Below are 18,277 nucleotides of genomic sequence, written 5' to 3' on the forward strand. Positions count from 1 at the left end.
TTTCAGGGCAGATCAGCCGAACGCGGCGCCAAAGCTGCCGCGGTAGATCTCGGACAGCTCGGAGAGCGGCGCCTCGCTGCCACCCAGCTTGACGCTGTCGCCCTGGAAGCGGCCGACGGTCTCGATGCTGACATCGGCCTGACCGGCGGCGATCATCAGCGCCTCTGCGGCGTCGAAGCTGCAGGCGATCAGGTAGCGGCCCTGATCCTCGCCGAAGAGCGTGGCGGTGTCGTCGCTGTCGAGCTGCACCCCGACGCCAGAGGCCTCGGCCATCTCGAAGGCGGCCAGCGCCAGTCCGCCGTCGCTCAGGTCGGTGCAGCACTTGATCCACTCGCGATTGGCGCGGATGAATGCGCCGTTGCGCTTTTCCTCGGCCAGATCTACCGCCGGCGCGTCGCCGTCTTCGCGGTTGAAGACCTCTGCCAGCAGCGCCGACTGTCCGAGATGGCTGCCGGTGCGGCCCACCATGAGCAGCACGTGGCCGTCGCGGGCATAGCCGAGGATCGGTTCCTCGTCGGCGGCGATCAGGCCCACGGCGCCGATCGTCGGAGTCGGCAGGATGCCCTGTCCGTCGGTCTCGTTGTAGAGCGAGACGTTGCCCGACACGATCGGCATGTCGAGCGCCGAGCAGGCCTCGCCGATGCCGCGCAGGGCCTCGACGAACTGGCCCATGATCTCGGGCTTCTCGGGGTTGCCGAAATTGAGGTTGTCGGTGGTCGCCAGCGGCAGTGCGCCCACGGCGGTCAGGTTGCGATAGGCCTCGGCCACGGCCTGCTTGCCGCCCTCGACCGGGTTCGCCTTGACGTAGCGCGGGGTGACATCCGAGGTGAAGGCAAGCTTCTTGTCGGTTCCGTGCACCCGGATCACGCCCGAGCCGAAGCCGGGGATGCGCAGGGTGTCGGCCATGACCTGGCTGTCATACTGTTCGTAGACCCATTCGCGCGAGCAGTAGTTGGGCGAGGCGATCAGCGCCTTCAGCCCATCGATCGGATCGATCTGGGGCACGTCGGCGAGCTCGGCGGCGGGCTCGGAGGGCTCCCACGGGCGGTCGTATTCGGGGGCGGAGGAGGACAGGCGCGACAGCGGCATGTCGGCCTTGACCTCGCCGTTGTGCACGATGAGGAAGCGGTCTTCCTCGATGGTTTCGCCGACGATGGCAAAGTCGAGATCCCACTTGTCGAACACCGCCTTGGCCTGGGCCTCCTTGGCGGGGTCGAGCACCATGAGCATCCGCTCCTGGCTTTCGGACAGCATCATCTCGTAGGCGGTCATGTTGCGTTCGCGCTGCGGCACCTTCTCGAGGTCGAGCCGCACGCCAAGGCCGCCCTTGTCGCCCATCTCAACGGCCGAGCAGGTCAGGCCCGCGGCGCCCATGTCCTGGATCGAGATCACCGCGCCGGTCTGCATCAGCTCGAGCGTGGCCTCCATCAGGCGCTTTTCGGTGAACGGATCGCCGACCTGAACGGTGGGACGCTTTTCCTCGATCGTCTCGTCGAACTCGGCCGAGGCCATGGTCGCGCCGCCCACGCCGTCGCGACCTGTCTTGGCGCCGAGATAGACCACCGGCATCCCGATGCCCGACGCGGCGGAGTAGAAGATCTTGTCGGCATCGGCGAGGCCCGCCGCGAAGGCGTTGACCAGACAGTTGCCGTTATAGGCCGGGTGGAAGCGCACTTCGCCGCCCACGGTCGGCACGCCGAAGCAGTTGCCGTAGCCGCCCACGCCTTCGACCACACCATGCACGAGGCGGCGGGTCTTGGCATGGTCCTTTTCGCCGAAGCTCAGCGAGTTCATCGCCGCGATGGGCCGGGCGCCCATGGTGAACACGTCGCGCAGGATGCCGCCGACACCGGTGGCCGCGCCCTGATAGGGCTCGATATAGGAGGGGTGGTTGTGGCTCTCCATCTTGAAGACCACCGCCTGACCGTCGCCGATATCGACCACGCCGGCATTCTCGCCGGGTCCGCAGATCACCTGCGGGCCGCTGGTGGGAAGGGTCTTGAGGTGGATCTTCGACGACTTGTAGGAGCAGTGCTCGTTCCACATCGCCGAGAAGATGCCGAGCTCGGTGAAGGTCGGCTCGCGATTGAGGATTTGAAGGATGCGGGCGTATTCATCCGGCTTGATGCCGTGCGCCTCGATCAGCTCTTCGGTGATGGCCGGTTCCTGCATGCTCATACCCCTCTGGCAATCCTGCGCGCTCTTTAAGGCAAGGGTGACGCAGTGGGAAGGGGGCTGAGGGCCGCTCGGGGCCGGGTTGCAGAGAAAAGGTGGATGCGCGCGGGGATATGGCACCCCTCGGCGTCGTCATAGGCGGAAAAGGCGGTGCGCATGTCCTCGAGAAGCGCCGCGCGGTCGGCCTCGGTGCCGTCCTTGGCGCGCAGCTGGGCGGGGATCGGGCCGATATACTGCGTCAGCGCCGCCGCCTCGGCACTGCCGCCGGGGACCTCGAGGGTGGTGTCGATCGTTTGCGCCTGCGCGTCCTCGAACCCGGCCTCGGCCAGCAGGTCCAGAACACGGCTCTGGTCGGCGAAGGCTGCGGGGCCGGGGGCGTGCGGATCGCCGGGCTCAGAGGGGCCGAGCCGCGCCTCCGCGGCGCGCTTGGCCAGGTCGAACCACGGGTTCTCTGCGAGCGCGGCCCAAGCCACGAAGACGAGCCGCCCGCCGGGGCGCAGGTGGCGGTGGAGGTTCGATAAGCCCGCCCTGGGGTCGGCGAAGAACATCAGCCCCATCCGCGAGACGCATAGATCGAAGGGCGCGCCGTCATGCGCCCAGCTCTGGGCGTCCGCCACGCGGAATGCCGGCGCGGAAGGGCGGCCCTCGGCGCGGTCGCGGGCGACCGCGATGAGCGGGGCGGAGATGTCGAGCCCCAGAACGCAGCCCTCGTTGCCGACCCGCTCTGCGGCGGCGAGGGCGACCGCCCCGGCACCGCAGCCGATGTCGAGCACCCGCGCGCGGGGGCGCGGATCTGCGGCGTCGAGAAGGATGTCCGTGAGACGCGTGTGCAGCGTGTCGAGTTCGCGGTGCAGCCGCACCCAGTGCCGACCGGGGCCGGTGCTCCAGAAGGCCTGCTGCGCGGCATTCGGCCCGTGGGTCATGCTGTCAGTCATGGTTGCGCTCCCTTGCGATGAGCCTACCCAGGAATCCGGATGCGCGCGCCAAAAAAAAGGCCGAGCACAAAGCTCGGCCGAAGTCCAACAGGGAGGTATGAAGATGATGCGCACGAGGGCGCTTCAAGCTTCATCTGCCGAATATGTTATCAGTTCTGAGTCGATCAAGAGAGAAGAGGCCGCAGGGGCAGCATTCCCGCCATGAATGTGGCGCATAGCTCACACTTATAGCGCGAGTTCAGTCCGCTCCCATAGCCCTAAGTTGCCGGCGGTGGGCAAAGATTTCTTCCTGAACGAAGTCGCGGAAGGCCGCGACGCGCTTCGAATGGCGCAACTCTTCCGGGTAGGCGAGGAACACCGGGACCTCGTTGCTCTCGACCTCTGGGAGGACGCGGACCACCGACGGGAAATCCTCGATGATGTAGTCGGGCAGGACCCCGATGCCGAGATTGGCGACCACGGCCTGCAGCACGCCGAAATAGTTGTTCACCGTGAGCGCGGTCTGGATGTCGTAGGTCAGCAATTCCTGCACCAGCAGCTTGCCCGCGGCGACCTGCGAGGAGGCGGGGTTCTGGCAGATCAGCCGGTGCTGGGCCAGTTCATCCAGCGAGCCCGGCACACCGCGACCGGCGAGATACTCGGGCGAGGCATACATGCGCATCCGGATCGACATGAGCCGCTTGCGGATCAGGTCGGCCTGGCTCGGCTCCTTCATGCGGATGGCGACATCGGCCTCGCGCATGGGCAGGTCGAGCACGCGCTCCTCGAGCATGAGGTCGATCTTGAGATCGGGATACTTCTCGTACAGCTTGGTCAGGCGGGGGGCGAGCCAGAGCACCCCGAAGCCGTGGGTGGTGGTGACCTTCAGCTCACCGAACACCTCTTCTTCGCTGTCGCGAATGCGCGCGGTGGCGGCATCGATGCGCTTCACCATCGACGCGGTGGCGTCGAACAGCAATTCGCCCTGTTCGGTGAGAATCAGCCCGCGGGCATGACGGTGGAACAGGGTCGTGTTGAGCGACTCCTCGAGCGACCGGATCTGCCGCGACACCGCCGATTGCGACAGATGCAGCGCATCGCCCGCATGTGTCAGGCTGCCCGCATCCGCAACCGCGTGAAAGATTCTTAGCTTGTCCCAGTCCATTTCGGTACCCATGCCTGCTCGCGGCGCCTGTATACGACAGATATCATAAATAGGAACCTATCCTTTCAGGACAGGCTGAAAACACGGAAAAAAGGATATCCAGGTCAGTTATTTTGACCTATTATGAGACACAAATGCCACGGGATGAGCGACGGGAGGCGCGCATGACGAAGCAAGACATCTCACTCAACGACCGATTTGACCTCGAGAAGAGCCCGGTGCTTCTGAACGGCACACAGGCGCTCGTGCGCCTGATGCTGATCCAGAAGGCGCGTGACGTCGCCGCCGGACTCAACACCGCAGGCTACGTCACCGGGTACCGCGGCTCGCCGCTCGGAGCGGTGGACCTGCAGATGCTGCGCGCCGGGAAATATCTCGCCGCGTCCGATGTGCGCTTTCAGGAGGGTCTGAACGAGGATCTCGCGGCCACCGCGCTCTGGGGCAGCCAGCAGGCCGAGCTGCGCGGCGAGGGCAAGTATGACGGCGTGTTCGGCCTCTGGTACGGCAAGGGGCCGGGGGTGGACCGGTCCGGCGACGTGATGCGCCACGCCAACATGGCGGGCACCTCGCCGCATGGCGGCGTCATCATGGCGATGGGCGACGACCACACCGGCGAAAGCTCGACCGTGCTGCACCAGTCGGAATGGGCGATGGTCGATGCCTACATGCCGGTGGTCTCGCCCGCGGGCGTGCAGGAGATCCTCGATTACGGTGTCTATGCCTATGCGCTGTCGCGCTTCGCCGGCGTCTGGGTCGGGCTGAAGACCATGAAGGACACGGTCGAGGCCACGGCGGTGGTCGATGGCCGCCCCGACCGCATGTCGCTGGTCACGCCCGAGTTCGAGATGCCGCCGGGTGGCCTCAACATCCGGCTCGGCGATACGCCGCACGAGCAGGAAAAGCGCATCATCGACTACAAGCGCTTCGCCGCCGAGGCGTTCTCGCACGCCAACCGGATGGACAAGCGCATGTGGGGCAAACCCGGCGCCAAGATCGGCTTCGTCGCGGCGGGCAAGAACTGGCTCGATCTCGTGCACGCGCTGTCGCTGCTGGGCATCGACGAGGCCGAGGCCGAGCGGCTGGGGATCACCACCTACAAGGTCGGCCAGACCTTCCCGCTCGACATGCTGGGCTTCCACGACTGGGCCGAGGGGCTCGACCTGATCGTCGTGGTCGAGGAGAAGCGCAAGCTGATCGAGGTGCAGGTCAAGGAGGCGATCTTCGACGACCGCCGTGGCCGCCGGGTCTATGGCTGGCACAAGGGCGGCGGCGCCGGCTCGATGCACGGGCCGGAGCTGTTCCCGACGCAGGGCGCGCTCGATCCGATCATGATCGCCGAGCGCCTCGGCACCATCCTGATCGAGGAGGGCCGCGATACCGAGCGCCTGAAGGCCGCGCTGCAAACCCTTGCGAACGCGCGGAAATCCGACAATGCCGAGGATATCGCGGCGCGGCTGCCCTATTACTGCGCCGGCTGCCCGCACAACACCTCCACCAAGGTGCCCGAGGGCAGCCGCGCCTATGCCGGCATCGGCTGTCACTACATGGTGCAGTGGATGGACCGCGAGACCACCGGTTTCACCCATATGGGGGGCGAAGGCGCCAACTGGATCGGCGAGGCGCCGTTCTCGAAGCGCCCGCACGTGTTCCAGAACCTCGGCGACGGCACCTACAACCACTCCGGGGTGCAGGCGATCCGCGCGGCGCTCGCCGCCGGGACCAACATCACCTACAAGATCCTCTACAACGACGCCGTGGCGATGACCGGCGGGCAGGCCAACGAGGGCGGCCTCACTGCCGACCGCATCGCCCGCGAGCTCGTCGCGATGGGGGTGCAGCACATCGCCGTCGTCTACGACGAGAAGGAAGACGTGAATTTCGACCTCTTCCCGCGCGGCATCGACACCCACGAGCGCGCCGAGATGGAGGCGGTGCAGAAACAGATGCGCGAGGTCGAGGGCGTGTCGGTCATCCTCTACATCCAGACCTGCGCCGCCGAGAAGCGCCGCCGCCGCAAGCGGGGCCTGTTCCCCGACCCCGACAAGCGCGTCTTCATCAACACTGACGTGTGCGAGGGCTGCGGCGATTGCGGCGTGCAGTCGAACTGCGTCGCCATCGTGCCGGAAGAGACCGAGCTTGGCCGCAAGCGCGCCATCGACCAGTCGAGCTGCAACAAGGATTTCTCCTGTCTCAAGGGCTTCTGCCCGTCCTTCGTGACCCTCGAGGGCGCAAAGGTCCGCAAGGGTGCGACGACCGAGCTGGATCTGCCCGACATGCCCGAGCCGGCATTGCCGCGGATCGACGGCACCCACAACGTGGTGATCACCGGCGTCGGCGGCACCGGCGTGGTGACAATCGGCGCGGTGCTGGCGCAGGCGGCGCAGATCGCGGGCCTTGGCGCTGGGATGATGGAGATGGCGGGGCTGGCCCAGAAGGGCGGCGCGGTACATATCCACCTGCGGCTTGCCAACCGCCCCGAGGATATCTCGGCGGTACGCGTGGCGATCGGCGAGGCGCATGCGCTGATCGGCGGCGACCTGGTGGTGAGCGCCGGGGCCAAGACGCTGGGGCTGACCGCCTCGGGGCGCACCGGCGCGGTGGTCAACAGCCACGAGATCGTCACCGGCGAGTTCACCCGCGACACCGAGTTCGCCCTGCCGAACGACCGGCTGAAGCTCGCCATCGAGGCGCGGATGCAGGAACGTGCCAAGCTGTTCGATGCCACCGAGCTCGCCAAGGCGACGCTGGGCGACTCGATCTTCTCCAACATGATGATCCTCGGGGCGGCGTGGCAGCAGGGGCTGGTGCCGCTGCCGCATGACGCCATCGCCGAGGCGCTGCGCCTCAACGGCGCCGCGGTCGAGAAGAACCTGCGCGCCTTCGAGATCGGTCGCTGGGCGATGCTTCACCCGGAGGCGGCGGCCAAGCTGCTCAGCCCCACGGTGATCGATAAGCCCAAGACGCTGGGAGAGAAAATCGCCTTCCGCGAAGCGCATCTCACGGCCTACCAGAACGCGCGGCTCGCGAAGCGCTACCGCCGCATGGTCGACCGCACCGAGGACGCGCGCCTGCGCGAGGCCATCGCCAAGGGCTATCACAAGCTTCTGGCCTACAAGGACGAGTACGAGGTCGCGCGCCTGCATCTCGACACCGAGGCCAAGGCGCGGGCGCAGTTCGAGGGGGACTTCAAGATGCGCTTCCACCTCGCGCCGCCGCTGCTGTCGAAGACTGGCCCGGACGGGCGCCCGCAGAAGAAGGAGTTCGGCGAGGGGATGCTGCGCAACTTCCGCCTGCTGGCCAAGCTCAAGGGGCTGCGCGGCACGCCGTTCGATCCCTTCGGGCGCACCTCGGAGCGCAAGATGGAGCGGGCCTTGATCGCGCAGTACGAGCGCGACATGGACGAGGTTCTGCCCATGCTCACCCCCGAGACCCGGGATGCCATCGTGGCGCTGGCCGAGCTGCCGCTGAAGATCCGCGGCTTCGGCCCGGTCAAGGAGGCCAACGAGCGCGAGGCCGCCAAGCGCCGCGAAGAGCTGCTGGCGGTGATCCGCGACGGCGGCGGGGCGTTGGCACGGGCGGCGGAGTGATCCGCCGTCCCGGCACCCTTCGGCCCAAGCCTTCGGTCGCGATGGATTTCCGCGCCGAAGCGCCGTAAGAGCAGACCATACCGCGCAACGAGTCGCGGGATTGGGCAGTGGCGGCAGGAGGCAGGCCGATGGCGGTTGGCGTATTCGATTCCGGGCTTGGCGGGCTCACGGTACTGGACGCGGTGAGCAGGCGCTTGCCCGAGGTGCCCTTCGTCTACTTCGCCGACAGTGCCCACGCGCCCTACGGTGTGCGCGATGCCGACGATATCTACGACCTCACCACCGCCGCGGTGGAGCGTCTCTGGGAGGCGGGTTGCGATCTCGTCATCCTTGCCTGTAACACCGCCTCGGCCGCCGCGCTGCGCCGGATGCAGGAGAACTGGATCCCGCGCGACAAGCGGGTGCTGGGCGTCTTCGTGCCGCTGATCGAGGCGATGACCGAGCGCCAGTGGGGCGACAACTCGCCCCCGCGCGAGGTTGCGGTGCAGCACGTGGCGCTGTTTGCCACGCCCGCCACCGTGCGCAGCCGCGCGTTCCAGCGCGAGCTGGCGTTCCGCGCCATCGGTGTCGATGTCGAGGCGCAGGCCTGCGGCGGGCTCGTGGATGCCATCGAGGAAGGCGACATGATCCTCGCCGAGGCGCTGGTGCGCAGCCATGTCGACGCGCTGAAGCGCAAGATGCCCGCGCCGCAGGCGGCGATCCTCGGCTGCACGCATTACCCGCTGATGCAGGAGATCTTTCAGGAAGCGCTTGGCCCGGACGTCGCGGTTTATTCGCAGGCCAACCTCGTGGCCGAGTCGCTGGCCGACTACCTGCAGCGCCATCCCGGCATGTTCGGCACCGGCACCACCGGACGGTTTCTCACCACCGGCGATCCGCGCAAGGTCTCGGGCCACGCCACGCGCTTCCTGCGCCGCGAGATCACCTTCGAGGCGGCCTGAGCCGCCCAAGGCGTCCGCGTCCGCTCGCCGCAGTTTGATCTGTAACACTTACAGGTGCGCCGCCGAATGCGATATAGTCCGGGCTGACAGCGCGGGACGCGCTCGGCAAGCGGCCGCCGACCGGTCAGAACAGGAGACACCATGTCGCTCAAATCGCTCAAGAAACAGCGCCGGATCCAGGTGGTTGCTCTGGCCGCGGTCGCTCTTGTCGTCTCGACCGTGCTGATCGGATACGCGATGCGCGACGGCATCAACTTCTTCCGCTCTCCCAGCCAGGTGATGCAGGAGCCGCCCGCGCCGAATGAGACCTTCCGTATCGGCGGGCTGGTCGAGGACGGCTCGCTCATCCGGGGCGAGGGCCACGAGATCCGCTTCAGCGTCACCGATGGCGGCGCCTCGGTGCCGGTGGTGTTCGCCGGCGTGCTGCCCGACCTGTTTGCCGAGAACCAGGGCATGGTGGGCACCGGGCGCTACGTGGACGGGACGTTCGTGGCCTCCGAGATTCTCGCCAAGCACGACGAGACCTACATGCCGAAAGAGGTCATGGACGCGCTGAAAGAGCAGGGCGTCTATCAGGATCCCAACAGCTGAGAGGCTGGGGGCGCGACGGGATGGCTCGTCTTGAAACTACGCTCGAACGCGCATGGCGCGGAATCAAGGCCGAAGGCCGCCGCGCATCGTTCATGCTGAAAGCATGCCTTCGGCATGACCCGCCCCCCGGGCCGGCGATTTGGTTGAGGTCGGCGCTTAGCTTCGAGGTCCTTCGGACGTGGCAGATATAAATCGCGGGATTCCACGACAGGATCGCCACCCCGCGGACCGGCGAAGCGCAGCGGCGTCTAAGTTCGGATGATCTTGCGATTTGGCAGGGCCTTTTGCGCGGCCTAGAGCTCCTTCGGAACTGTCGGGCCCTCTTCACGGGCTACACATGCGGCGCGCCACTCGGCGGCCCGGCGATGCGCGGCGGCGTCGATGGCCAAAACGCCGTAAGAGACCGCCCACCAAAAGAAAAAGGCGGGCCCGAGAGCCCGCCTTTCCAAGTCTTACCAAGTAGATCGGATCACGCGTTGGCTTCGCGGATCTTCTCGGCGGCATCCTTGTTGTACTCGACACCGTTCTGCTCGAAGAGCTGGTCCAGCTCGCCCGAGAGGGTCATCTCGGTGATGATGTCGCAGCCGCCCACGAACTCGCCCTTGACGTAGAGCTGCGGGATGGTGGGCCAGTCGGAATAGTCCTTGATGCCCTGGCGGATCGCGTCGTCGGCCAGAACGTTCACGTCGTGAAAGTCTACGCCCATGTAATTCAGCACCCCGGCCACGCGGCTCGAGAAGCCGCATTGCGGCATGGTCTTGGTGCCTTTCATGAACAGCACCACGGTGTTGGACTTCACCGTCTCGTCGATCGTCGTCTTCGCGTCGGTCATATCTCTCTCCTGTCTGCGCGGTGCAGTGGCACCGGCTGGCCCCGCGCGCGGCAAGGCCGGTATCTCTCAGACCCCGGACCGGATCGTCGCGACGCGAGGCCGCAGACCCGGGCACGGGCGTCGGTGCGTGGTCAGTCCGGCGCCTTGGTGGTCAGCGCCAGCGCGTGCAACTCGCCATGCGCCCCGTCCATCTTGCCCTTCAAGGCGGCATAGACGGCGCGCTGCTGCTGGACGCGGTTCTTGCCGCGAAAGCTCTCGTCGATCACCTCGGCGGCGTAGTGGTTTCCGTCACCGGCGAGGTCGGTGATGGTGATCTTGGCATCGGGAAACTCGGCTCGGATGAGCTGTTCGATTTCCGTCGCTTCAATGGCCATTGGGGCGTGTCTCCGCTGTCGTCCGTTCCCACAAGATGTAAGCCCCGTGCGGGTCGGGTGCAAGCAGCCGCTCGCCCGGGTGCGGGCAGGATCAGGCGGCGAGGTCGATCCAGACCGGCACGTGATCCGACGGCTTGTCGCGGCCGCGGATGTCGCGGTCGATCTGGACGTCGGTCATCAGGTCGGCGGCCTGCGGGGTCAGCAGCAGGTGGTCGATGCGGATGCCGTTGTTCCGCTGCCACGCGCCGGCCTGGTAGTCCCAGAAGGAATAGTGGCCGGGGCCCTGGGTGCGGGCGCGGAAGGCCTCGGTGAAGCCGAGGTTGAGGATGCGGCGGAACGCGGCGCGGGTCTCGGGCAGATAAAGCGCGTCCTCGGTCCAGGCCTCGGGCTTGGCGGCGTCCTCGGCCTGCGGGATGACATTGTAGTCGCCCGCCATCACCGCCGGCATCTCGCTGGCCAGCAGGTCGCGGGCGCGGGCCTCGAGCCGGCTCATCCATGAAAGCTTGTAGTCGTATTTCGGCCCCGGGACCGGGTTGCCGTTGGGCAGGTAGAGTCCGCAGAGCCGCACCGCGTGGCTCTCGCCGACGACCGTGGCCTCGATCCAGCGCGCCTGCTCGTCCTCGTCATCGCCGGGCAGGCCGCGGGTGACATCCTCGAGCGGCAGCTTCGACAGGATGGCGACGCCGTTGAAGCTCTTCTGGCCGTGGGTCTCGACCTGCCAGCCGCGCTCTTCGAAGTGCTCGCGCGGGAAGGCCTCGTCGACCGACTTGATCTCCTGCAGGAGCGCGACGTCGGGCTGCGCCTCGTCGAGCCAGTCGGTGAGGGCGCCGATCCGCGCCTTGATGCCGTTGATGTTGAAGGTGGCGATCTTCATTTGGCCCTCCGGAATTTGAGCAAGCTATCGCCGAAGCGGCGCTCGGGAGCAAGGCCAAGGCGATTTTCGCGCTACGATTCGCGGCCGATTCACCGGCAGAAACCGGGTTTCAACAAGGCGCAAAAATTTATCCACAGAAATTATTGTTCTGTGAGCAACCTTGAATTGTGTTTTTTTTGTGTCTTTTAGGTTTTGGTCTTCATGTGGATAACTCTTGTATAACTCAACCTTAGCAAGAAACTATATTGCCAGAAACATGCATTGGAGGAAACCCTGAGCGTGCCAAAACGCAAACGCTACACCAGGAAGGGTTACCCAATGTCTGCACAACTCAAGCATGAAATCATTGAAGAATTCGCCAACGACTTCGGCGGCGACATGTTCGGTGGGGAAGGTGCCTCAATGTTCACCTCCTGCGCCGCTCCCGAGAGCTTTGGCAGCGCGCTGACCGGCGAAGCTGTGGATATGTTCACCTCCTGCGCAGCCCCGGTGAGCGGCTCTGCAGCCACCGGTGAGGCGACCGGCCTCTACACCTCCTGCGCCGCACCGCTGACCGGCTCGGCCGCGACCGGCGAGGCCACCGGCCTCTACACCTCCTGCGCCGAGCCCAAGGCCTCCGAGGCGCTGACCGGCGACGCGGTGGAGATGTTCACCTCCTGTGCCGCGCCGACCACCGGCTCGACCGCAACCGGCGACGTCGTGGGCCTGTTCACCTCGTGTGCCACCCCGACCATCGGTTCGACCGCAACCGGCGAGGCCACCGGCCTGTTCACCTCGTGCGCCGAGCCGAAAGCGTCCGAGACCCTGACCGGCGACGCCGTCGAGATGGTCACCTCCTGCGCCGCGCCGACCACCAGCTCGACCGATGCCGGCGATGCGGTCGAGATGTTCACCTCGTGTGCGACCCCGACCACCAGCTCGGTGGATGCAGGCGACGTGACCGGCCTGTTCACCTCCTGCGCCGAGCCGAAGGCCACCGCGGCCCTGACCGGCGACGCGGTCGAGATGGTGACCTCCTGCGCGGCACCCCGCGACAGCCGTGCCGTCAACGGTGACGTGACCGGCTCCTTCACCTCCTGCGCATAAGCCAGGGCAGCTATCGCTGCGGGCGTCTTATGGGGATGAGACGCCCGCGTGCGGCCGGAAACAGAACGACACAGGGAACTCCGTCATGACCAACGTTATCGCACTTCGCCCGAAGGCCCCCGTCGCATCGCAGGATGCCGGCGTCGCAGCGCTCGTGAAGAGCTTTGCCACCAGCCGGCGGCGAGAGGATGACGTGTTCTGGCTGAAGGAGAACGCCGAGCTTCTGAACATTCTGGAATGCACCGGGACCTACGTGCCCCGGGCCGCGCTCGCGCCGCTGCGCGGGTTCTACCATTCGGTGGAAGAGCGCATGGCCTTCTTCCCGCAATACTACCGCTTCCTGCTGTCGCTCACCCTCGATCTCGAGGATCTGGGCATGGAGGGCGACACCGGGGCCAAGCTGACCGAGCGCGCCGCGCGCCAAGGCTTTGCCGATGCCGAACTGTCGGACCTGCAGCGCATGGAAGCCCGCCGCCTTCTGGCCCGCCGGGGGCAGGTGAGCGCCGACGACGAGGGGCTGGCCGACCGGCTCCGCGCCTTCTGCGCGCGCTCGCAGACCTTCGCGCTGCCCAACAAGAAGGCCGCCTACGAGCTGACCCATATCGTCTTCTATCTCAGCGAATATGGCCGTCGCGACCCCGGGCTCGAGGAGGAGGCGATCAACAGCCTCTACTTCGCCGGAAACCTCGCCTATCTTGACCAGAACTCCGACCTGCTGGCCGAGATCTGCATCGCGCTGCGCTATGCCGGCGAGGTGCCGCCGCCGCTCTGGACGATCTGGCTCGATCGCGAGACCCACCTCTTCACCGTCGAAAGCGGCGAGACGCTCTCGGTGGCCGACGATTACCACGACTTCCTAGTGTGCAACTGGCACGCCGCGGTGATTGGCGGCAAACCGTTCCACAAGCCGCTCGACGGCGGGCGGATGCGCTTTGAGCGGGCACAGCGCGTCGCGCCGCTGCGCGAGCTGTCCGAGGCGCTCTTTGCCGAAGGCTCTGCCCGCAGCACCGACTGGGCCGGAATGCGCGCGCGGATGGGGGCGCGGCTGTCGCCGCAGACCCTCGACGTGGTCGACCAGCTTGCCGATCATTCGCCGCGCTTCGACGCCTTCTTCGAGGGCTTCGCCCGGGCAGGCAACGCATGAACGGGACACGCACAGCCATCGTGGGCGCCGCCCTTGTCGCGCTCTATACCGGGGCCATCGCCGCGGCGGACGGCATCACCAAGCTCATCGCCGGCGGCTATGCCGCGCCGCAGCTCTTCGCGCTGTCGGCGGGGCTCGTGCTGCTGATGTCCCTCGGCGCCGCGCGCAAGAACGGCGAGACGCTGCGCACCAGCTGCCGCGGCGCGATGGCGCTGCGGGCGCTGCTCACCGTGGTCTCGGCGCTGAGCTTCTTTCAGGCCTTCCGCCTGCTGCCCTTCGCCGATGTCTTCCTGTTCATCGCGCTGGTGCCGCTGATTGCTGCCTTGATGTCGGGCCCGGCGCTCGGCGAGCCGGTGCGCCCGGCGGTCTGGATGGCGCTGCTGCTCGGGGCGGGCGGCCTGCTCTTCGTGATGCCGGCGGGCGAATTCGCGCTCGATCCGGGCCATCTCTGGGCGCTCTTCGCGGCCTTCACCGGCACCGGCTCGATGATCGCCGCGCGCTACATCGCCCGCATCGAGCGCGTGCCGGCGGCGCAGGTGTTCTGGCCCAACCTCGCGCTGATGCTGAGCATGGCCGTGGCGCTGCCCTTCGTCTGGCAACCGATGCCGCTGTCGGATCTCGGTTGGGTCGTGACCTACGCGGTGTTTCTCTTCGCGGCGCGCTGGCTCTCGGTCGAGGCGCTGCGCCTGCTGCCCGCCTACGTGGCGACCCCGCTGATGAACCTGCAATTCGTCTGGATGGTGGTGATCGGCTGGTTCGGCTTCGGCGAGATCCCCGCGGTGGGCACCGTTCTGGGCGTCACGCTGGTGGTCGGCTCGGGCCTGTGGCTGCTCTTCGACGAGGCGGTCACGCAGGAGCGTCGCAGCTCGGCCAACGCCTGATCGATCCGGAAAGAAAAGACCCGCCCCGCAGCGCCCGCCGCTGTGGGGCGGTCGCGTTTCGGGGGCTTGGTCGGGCAGGGCGCTCAGGCGGCGTTGGCCTCCAGCACCTCGAGCGGCACGATCTCGAGCGCGCGCATGTGGGTCGCCTCGAGCGAGACCTTGGGCGCGCAGCCCTCGTCATGCGCCTGCAGGAACCGTGCGGCGCAGAGGCACCACGGGTCGCCGGGCTTGAGGCCGGGGAAGTGGAACTCGGGCCGGGGCGTCGACAGGTCGTTGCCGACGTAGGCGGAATAGGCGAGGAACTCGGCGGTCATCACCGCGCAGACCGTGTGGCTGCCGGCATCCTGCGCGCAGGTGTTGCAGTGGCCGTCGCGGAAAAAGCCGGTGACGGGCGCCATCGAGCAGGGCGAGAGCGGCCCGCCCAGAACGTTGATCGATCGGTCTTTCTGCATCATCGCACGTCTCCCTTGCGGGCAGGGTGACAAAGCGGCGCCGGGCTGTCCAGCGTCGCGCGGTCACGGCGTCGTCAGGCTCCGTCAGCGGAACTTGTCGGCGAGCTTCTGCAAGGGGGACCGGTCGTCGCGCTCTGCCTCTGCCTCCGCCGGGCGGTCGGGGGGCGGTGCACCTGCATCTGCGGCGATGGCGCTCTTGCCCGGCGCGCCCTTTGCGGGGGCGGCATCGGGGGAGGCGGGCGCCTTGTCCTGCTTGCCGCCCGATGACCGCGGCGGGTTCACCCGCAGCGCCACGGCGTTCTGGAACTTTCCGGTCTCCCTGCGTGCCAGCTCGCCCGCGCCGTCGGAGATGCCGCGCAGCAGGTCATCGAGCCAGTCCTCGTCGGCCTTGTGGAAATCGTGCAGCACGTAGGCCGCGACCAGATCCTTGCGGCCGGGATGGCCGATGCCCAGCCGCACCCGGTGATAGGCCTCGCCGATATGGGCGTGGATCGAGCGCAGCCCGTTGTGGCCGGCATGGCCGCCGCCGGTCTTCACCCGGCACTTGCCGGGCGCGAGGTCGAGCTCGTCGTGGAAGACCGTCACGTCATCGGACTCGAGCTTGAAGAAGCGCATCGCCTCGCCAACCGCCTGACCGGAGAGGTTCATGAAGGTGCCGGGCTTGAGCAGCAGCACCTTGTCGCCGCCGAGCCGGCCCTCGCTCACCTCGCCCTGAAAGCGGGCGCGCCACGGACCGAAGCCGTGATCCTCTGCGATCCGGTCGAGCGCCATGAAGCCGATATTGTGCCGGTTTCTGGCGTATTTGCCGCCGGGATTGCCCAGCCCCACGAAGATCTGCACGCGCACCTCCATCTGTTCCGCCTCTAGATAGGGCGGAGAGGGGGCGTTTCACAACCCGGAAGCCGGCCCGCCACGCCCTTGCGCTCATCGCCCGGGGCGCAGAATATGCGCCACCGCGTCGCGGCGAGCCAAGGGGCGTCGCGCGCGACCGACAGCAAGGAGTCCGGGAAATGTCCGATCGCAACCGCCGCACACGGGTCACTTCAAGCCATTGGGGTGCGTTCGAGCTCGATGTGGAGGGCGATCGCATCGTCGCCGCGCGGCCCTTCGCGGCCGATCCCAATCCGCCCGAGATCCCGCAGGCGATTCCCGCTGCCGTGCATCACCGCAGCCGGGTGGCGCGGCCCTCGATCCGCAAGGGCTGGCTCGATGGGCGCAAGCGGGGCGGGCGCGGCTGCGAGCCTTTTGTCGAGCTGCCCTGGGACGAGGCGCTCGACATCGCCGCGGCCGAGATCGACCGGGTGCGCCATACGCATGGCAACGAGGCGATCTTCGGCGGCTCTTACGGCTGGTCCTCGGCGGGGCGGTTCCACCACGCCCAGAGCCAGGTGCACCGTTTCCTCAACAGCGTCGGCGGCTACGTCGCCTCGTTCGGAAGTTATTCGACGGGCTGCGCGCAGGCGATCATGCCGCATGTCTTCGGGCGTGATTTCATCTCGCATCTCTACGACCATCAGGAGAACTGGCAGACGCTGGAGGCCGAGACCGAAACGCTTGTGATGTTCGGCGGCATCAACCCCAAGAACAGCCAGGTCAGTATGGGCGGCGTGACCGAACATGGCACCGCCGGCTGGATCGGGCGGTTCCTCGCCAAGGGCATGTACTGCGTCAACATCGGCCCGCAGCGCGGCGACGCCCCCGAGGGCTGCGAGTGGATGCCGGTGACGCCGGGCTCGGACACCGCCCTGATGCTGGCGCTGGCGCATGTGCTTGAAAGCGAGGGCCTCGCGGATCACGCGTTCCTCGCGCGCTGCACCACCGGCTACGACCGCTTCCGCCCCTATCTGCTGGGCGAAAGCGACGGGCAGGCCAAGACGCCCGAATGGGCGGCGCCGCTTTGCGGGGTGGCACCGGAGGCGATCCGCGCGCTTGCCCGTCGCATGGCCTCGACCCGCACGATGATCACCGTGGCGTGGTCGCTGCAGCGTGGCGAGCACGGCGAGCAACCCTATTGGATGTCGGCGGTGCTCGCGGCGATGCTGGGGCAGATCGGCCTGCCCGGCGGCGGCGTGGGCTACGGCTACGGCGCGATCGGCGGCGTCGGGCACAGCTTTCGGAGGATGCGGGGCATGACGCTGCCGCAGGGCGTCAATCCGGTGACCAAGGTGATCCCGGTGGCGCGCATCGCCGACATGCTGCGCAACCCCGGCCAGCCCTATGATTTCAACGGCCGGCGCGAACCCTATCCCGACATCCGCCTGATCTACTGGGCGGGCGGCAACCCGTTTCACCACCATCAGGATCTCAACGCGTTCCACGAGGCGTGGCAGCAGCCCGAGACGATCCTGGTCAACGAGCCGTGGTGGACGCCCACCGCCAAGCGCGCCGACATCGTCTTCCCGGCGACCACACCTTACGAGCGCGAGGACATCGGTCGCTCGCCGCTCGACGACTATCTCTTTCACATGCCGGCGATGATCCCCCCGGTGGGCGAGGCGCGCGACGATTACGACATCTTCGCCGCGCTTGCCGAACGGATGGGAGCGGCGCAGGCCTATACCGAGGGCAGAACCAGCACCGAGTGGATCGAGGCGCTCTACGAGGGCTATCGCCAGGTGTCCGCCGAGGACGGCATCGAGGTGCCCGATCTCGACGGGTTGCGCGAGGTCAACTGGCTGAAGCTGCCGATACGCTACGAGGGGCCGACCCCGAGCTTCCTGCGCCGCTTCCGCGACGACCCAGAGGGCGCGCCGCTCGGCACGCCCTCTGGGCGGCTCGAGATCTTCTCCGAGACCATCGACGGCTTCGGCTATGCCGATTGCCCCGGCCACCCGGTCTGGCTGCCGCCCTCCGAATGGCTGGGCGCGGCGCGGCAGGAGGCGCCGTTGCACCTTGTCTCGCCGCAGCCGGGCGACAAGCTGCACAGCCAGCTCGAGGCGGCGCTGGCGGACCGCCCGGGCGCGCGCCCCGAGACTCTGGTGATGCATCCCGACGATGCGGCGGCGCGCGGCATCGCAAGCGGCGATCTGGTGCGGGTGTTCAACACCCGCGGCGCGGTGCGGGCGCGGGCGCGGGTCAGCGACGAGATCCGCCCCGGCGTGGTGGCGCTGCCGACCGGCGCGTGGTTCGGCGACCCCGGTGAGAACCTCGATCCGCACGGCAACCCCAACGTGCTCACCGCCGATATCGGCACCTCGCGGCTGGGCCAAGGCTGCAGCGCGCATACCGCGCTGGTCGAGGTGTCGGGCCTCGACGCGTGAG

General features: G+C 67.4%; 15 protein-coding genes. 7 read left to right on the forward strand and 8 right to left on the reverse strand.

Annotated features, from left to right (window positions below; all coding sequences use genetic code 11):
* Positions 1 to 12: 12 nt before the first annotated feature.
* The 3 genes from purL to LCM15_RS00770 all read right to left on the reverse strand — a co-directional run bounded on the left by purL (position 13) and on the right by LCM15_RS00770 (position 4,254).
* On the reverse strand, positions 13 to 2,172 hold the full coding sequence (gene purL, locus LCM15_RS00760) for a phosphoribosylformylglycinamidine synthase subunit PurL (protein WP_224853044.1): 2,160 nt from the start codon (positions 2,170 to 2,172) through the stop codon (positions 13 to 15).
* A gap of 32 nt (positions 2,173 to 2,204) precedes the next feature.
* The gene (locus LCM15_RS00765; RefSeq protein WP_224852324.1) at positions 2,205 to 3,110 is read right to left on the reverse strand and encodes a class I SAM-dependent methyltransferase; all 906 of its coding nucleotides are present in this window, start codon (positions 3,108 to 3,110) and stop codon (positions 2,205 to 2,207) included.
* A 238-nt stretch (positions 3,111 to 3,348) separates the two neighbouring features.
* The gene (locus LCM15_RS00770; RefSeq protein WP_224853046.1) at positions 3,349 to 4,254 is read right to left on the reverse strand and encodes a LysR family transcriptional regulator; all 906 of its coding nucleotides are present in this window, start codon (positions 4,252 to 4,254) and stop codon (positions 3,349 to 3,351) included.
* A 164-nt stretch (positions 4,255 to 4,418) separates the two neighbouring features.
* Here LCM15_RS00770 and LCM15_RS00775 point away from each other — a divergent pair, with 164 nt between their 5' ends.
* From LCM15_RS00775 to ccmE, 3 genes are all read left to right on the forward strand, one after another.
* Positions 4,419 to 7,841 (forward strand): indolepyruvate ferredoxin oxidoreductase family protein, encoded by a 3,423-nt coding sequence (locus tag LCM15_RS00775; RefSeq protein WP_224852325.1) that lies wholly within the window; start codon positions 4,419 to 4,421, stop codon positions 7,839 to 7,841.
* 128 nt (positions 7,842 to 7,969) lie between these two features.
* Entirely contained in the window at positions 7,970 to 8,782 is an 813-nt protein-coding gene (locus LCM15_RS00780) for a glutamate racemase (protein ID WP_224852326.1), read from the forward strand.
* Positions 8,783 to 8,923: 141 nt separating this feature from the next.
* Positions 8,924 to 9,373, forward strand: a complete 450-nt coding sequence (ccmE, locus tag LCM15_RS00785) for a cytochrome c maturation protein CcmE (RefSeq protein ID WP_224852327.1) — start codon at positions 8,924 to 8,926, stop codon at positions 9,371 to 9,373.
* Between the two features lie 469 nt (positions 9,374 to 9,842).
* On the opposite strand, the gene grxD is transcribed toward ccmE, so the two are convergent.
* The 3 genes from grxD to xth all read right to left on the reverse strand — a co-directional run bounded on the left by grxD (position 9,843) and on the right by xth (position 11,453).
* Positions 9,843 to 10,205, reverse strand: a complete 363-nt coding sequence (gene grxD / locus LCM15_RS00790; RefSeq protein ID WP_224852328.1) for a Grx4 family monothiol glutaredoxin — start codon at positions 10,203 to 10,205, stop codon at positions 9,843 to 9,845.
* A gap of 131 nt (positions 10,206 to 10,336) precedes the next feature.
* Positions 10,337 to 10,579 carry a BolA/IbaG family iron-sulfur metabolism protein gene (locus tag LCM15_RS00795; RefSeq protein WP_224852329.1) on the reverse strand — a complete coding sequence of 81 codons (243 nt, stop codon included), beginning with the start codon at positions 10,577 to 10,579 and terminating at the stop codon, positions 10,337 to 10,339.
* Between the two features lie 91 nt (positions 10,580 to 10,670).
* The gene (gene xth / locus LCM15_RS00800) at positions 10,671 to 11,453 is read right to left on the reverse strand and encodes an exodeoxyribonuclease III (RefSeq protein WP_224852330.1); all 783 of its coding nucleotides are present in this window, start codon (positions 11,451 to 11,453) and stop codon (positions 10,671 to 10,673) included.
* 318 nt (positions 11,454 to 11,771) lie between these two features.
* On the opposite strand from xth, the gene LCM15_RS00805 reads away from it, so the two are divergent.
* The 3 genes from LCM15_RS00805 to LCM15_RS00815 all read left to right on the forward strand — a co-directional run bounded on the left by LCM15_RS00805 (position 11,772) and on the right by LCM15_RS00815 (position 14,564).
* On the forward strand, positions 11,772 to 12,539 hold the full coding sequence (locus tag LCM15_RS00805) for a DUF6749 family protein (RefSeq protein ID WP_224852331.1): 768 nt from the start codon (positions 11,772 to 11,774) through the stop codon (positions 12,537 to 12,539).
* 85 nt (positions 12,540 to 12,624) lie between these two features.
* On the forward strand, positions 12,625 to 13,683 hold the full coding sequence (locus tag LCM15_RS00810) for a DUF6902 family protein (protein ID WP_224852332.1): 1,059 nt from the start codon (positions 12,625 to 12,627) through the stop codon (positions 13,681 to 13,683).
* On the forward strand, positions 13,680 to 14,564 hold the full coding sequence (locus LCM15_RS00815; protein WP_224852333.1) for a DMT family transporter: 885 nt from the start codon (positions 13,680 to 13,682) through the stop codon (positions 14,562 to 14,564). Before LCM15_RS00810 ends, LCM15_RS00815 begins: the two co-directional genes overlap by 4 nt.
* 83 nt (positions 14,565 to 14,647) lie before the next feature.
* Here LCM15_RS00815 and LCM15_RS00820 read toward each other — a convergent pair whose 3' ends face one another.
* Together LCM15_RS00820 and pth are read right to left on the reverse strand one after the other, a co-directional pair.
* Positions 14,648 to 15,016 (reverse strand): DUF2237 family protein, encoded by a 369-nt coding sequence (locus LCM15_RS00820; RefSeq protein ID WP_224853048.1) that lies wholly within the window; start codon positions 15,014 to 15,016, stop codon positions 14,648 to 14,650.
* A gap of 84 nt (positions 15,017 to 15,100) precedes the next feature.
* Positions 15,101 to 15,856, reverse strand: a complete 756-nt coding sequence (gene pth, locus LCM15_RS00825) for an aminoacyl-tRNA hydrolase (RefSeq protein WP_224852334.1) — start codon at positions 15,854 to 15,856, stop codon at positions 15,101 to 15,103.
* Between the two features lie 170 nt (positions 15,857 to 16,026).
* Between pth and LCM15_RS00830 the strand changes: the two genes are divergently transcribed.
* Positions 16,027 to 18,276, forward strand: a complete 2,250-nt coding sequence (locus LCM15_RS00830) for a molybdopterin-dependent oxidoreductase (RefSeq protein ID WP_224852335.1) — start codon at positions 16,027 to 16,029, stop codon at positions 18,274 to 18,276.
* Position 18,277: the final 1 nt, after the last annotated feature.

Origin of the sequence: Salipiger bermudensis (assembly GCF_020171625.1) — a bacterium.
In the GTDB taxonomy this organism is placed as follows: Bacteria; Pseudomonadota; Alphaproteobacteria; order Rhodobacterales; family Rhodobacteraceae; genus Salipiger; species Salipiger bermudensis_B.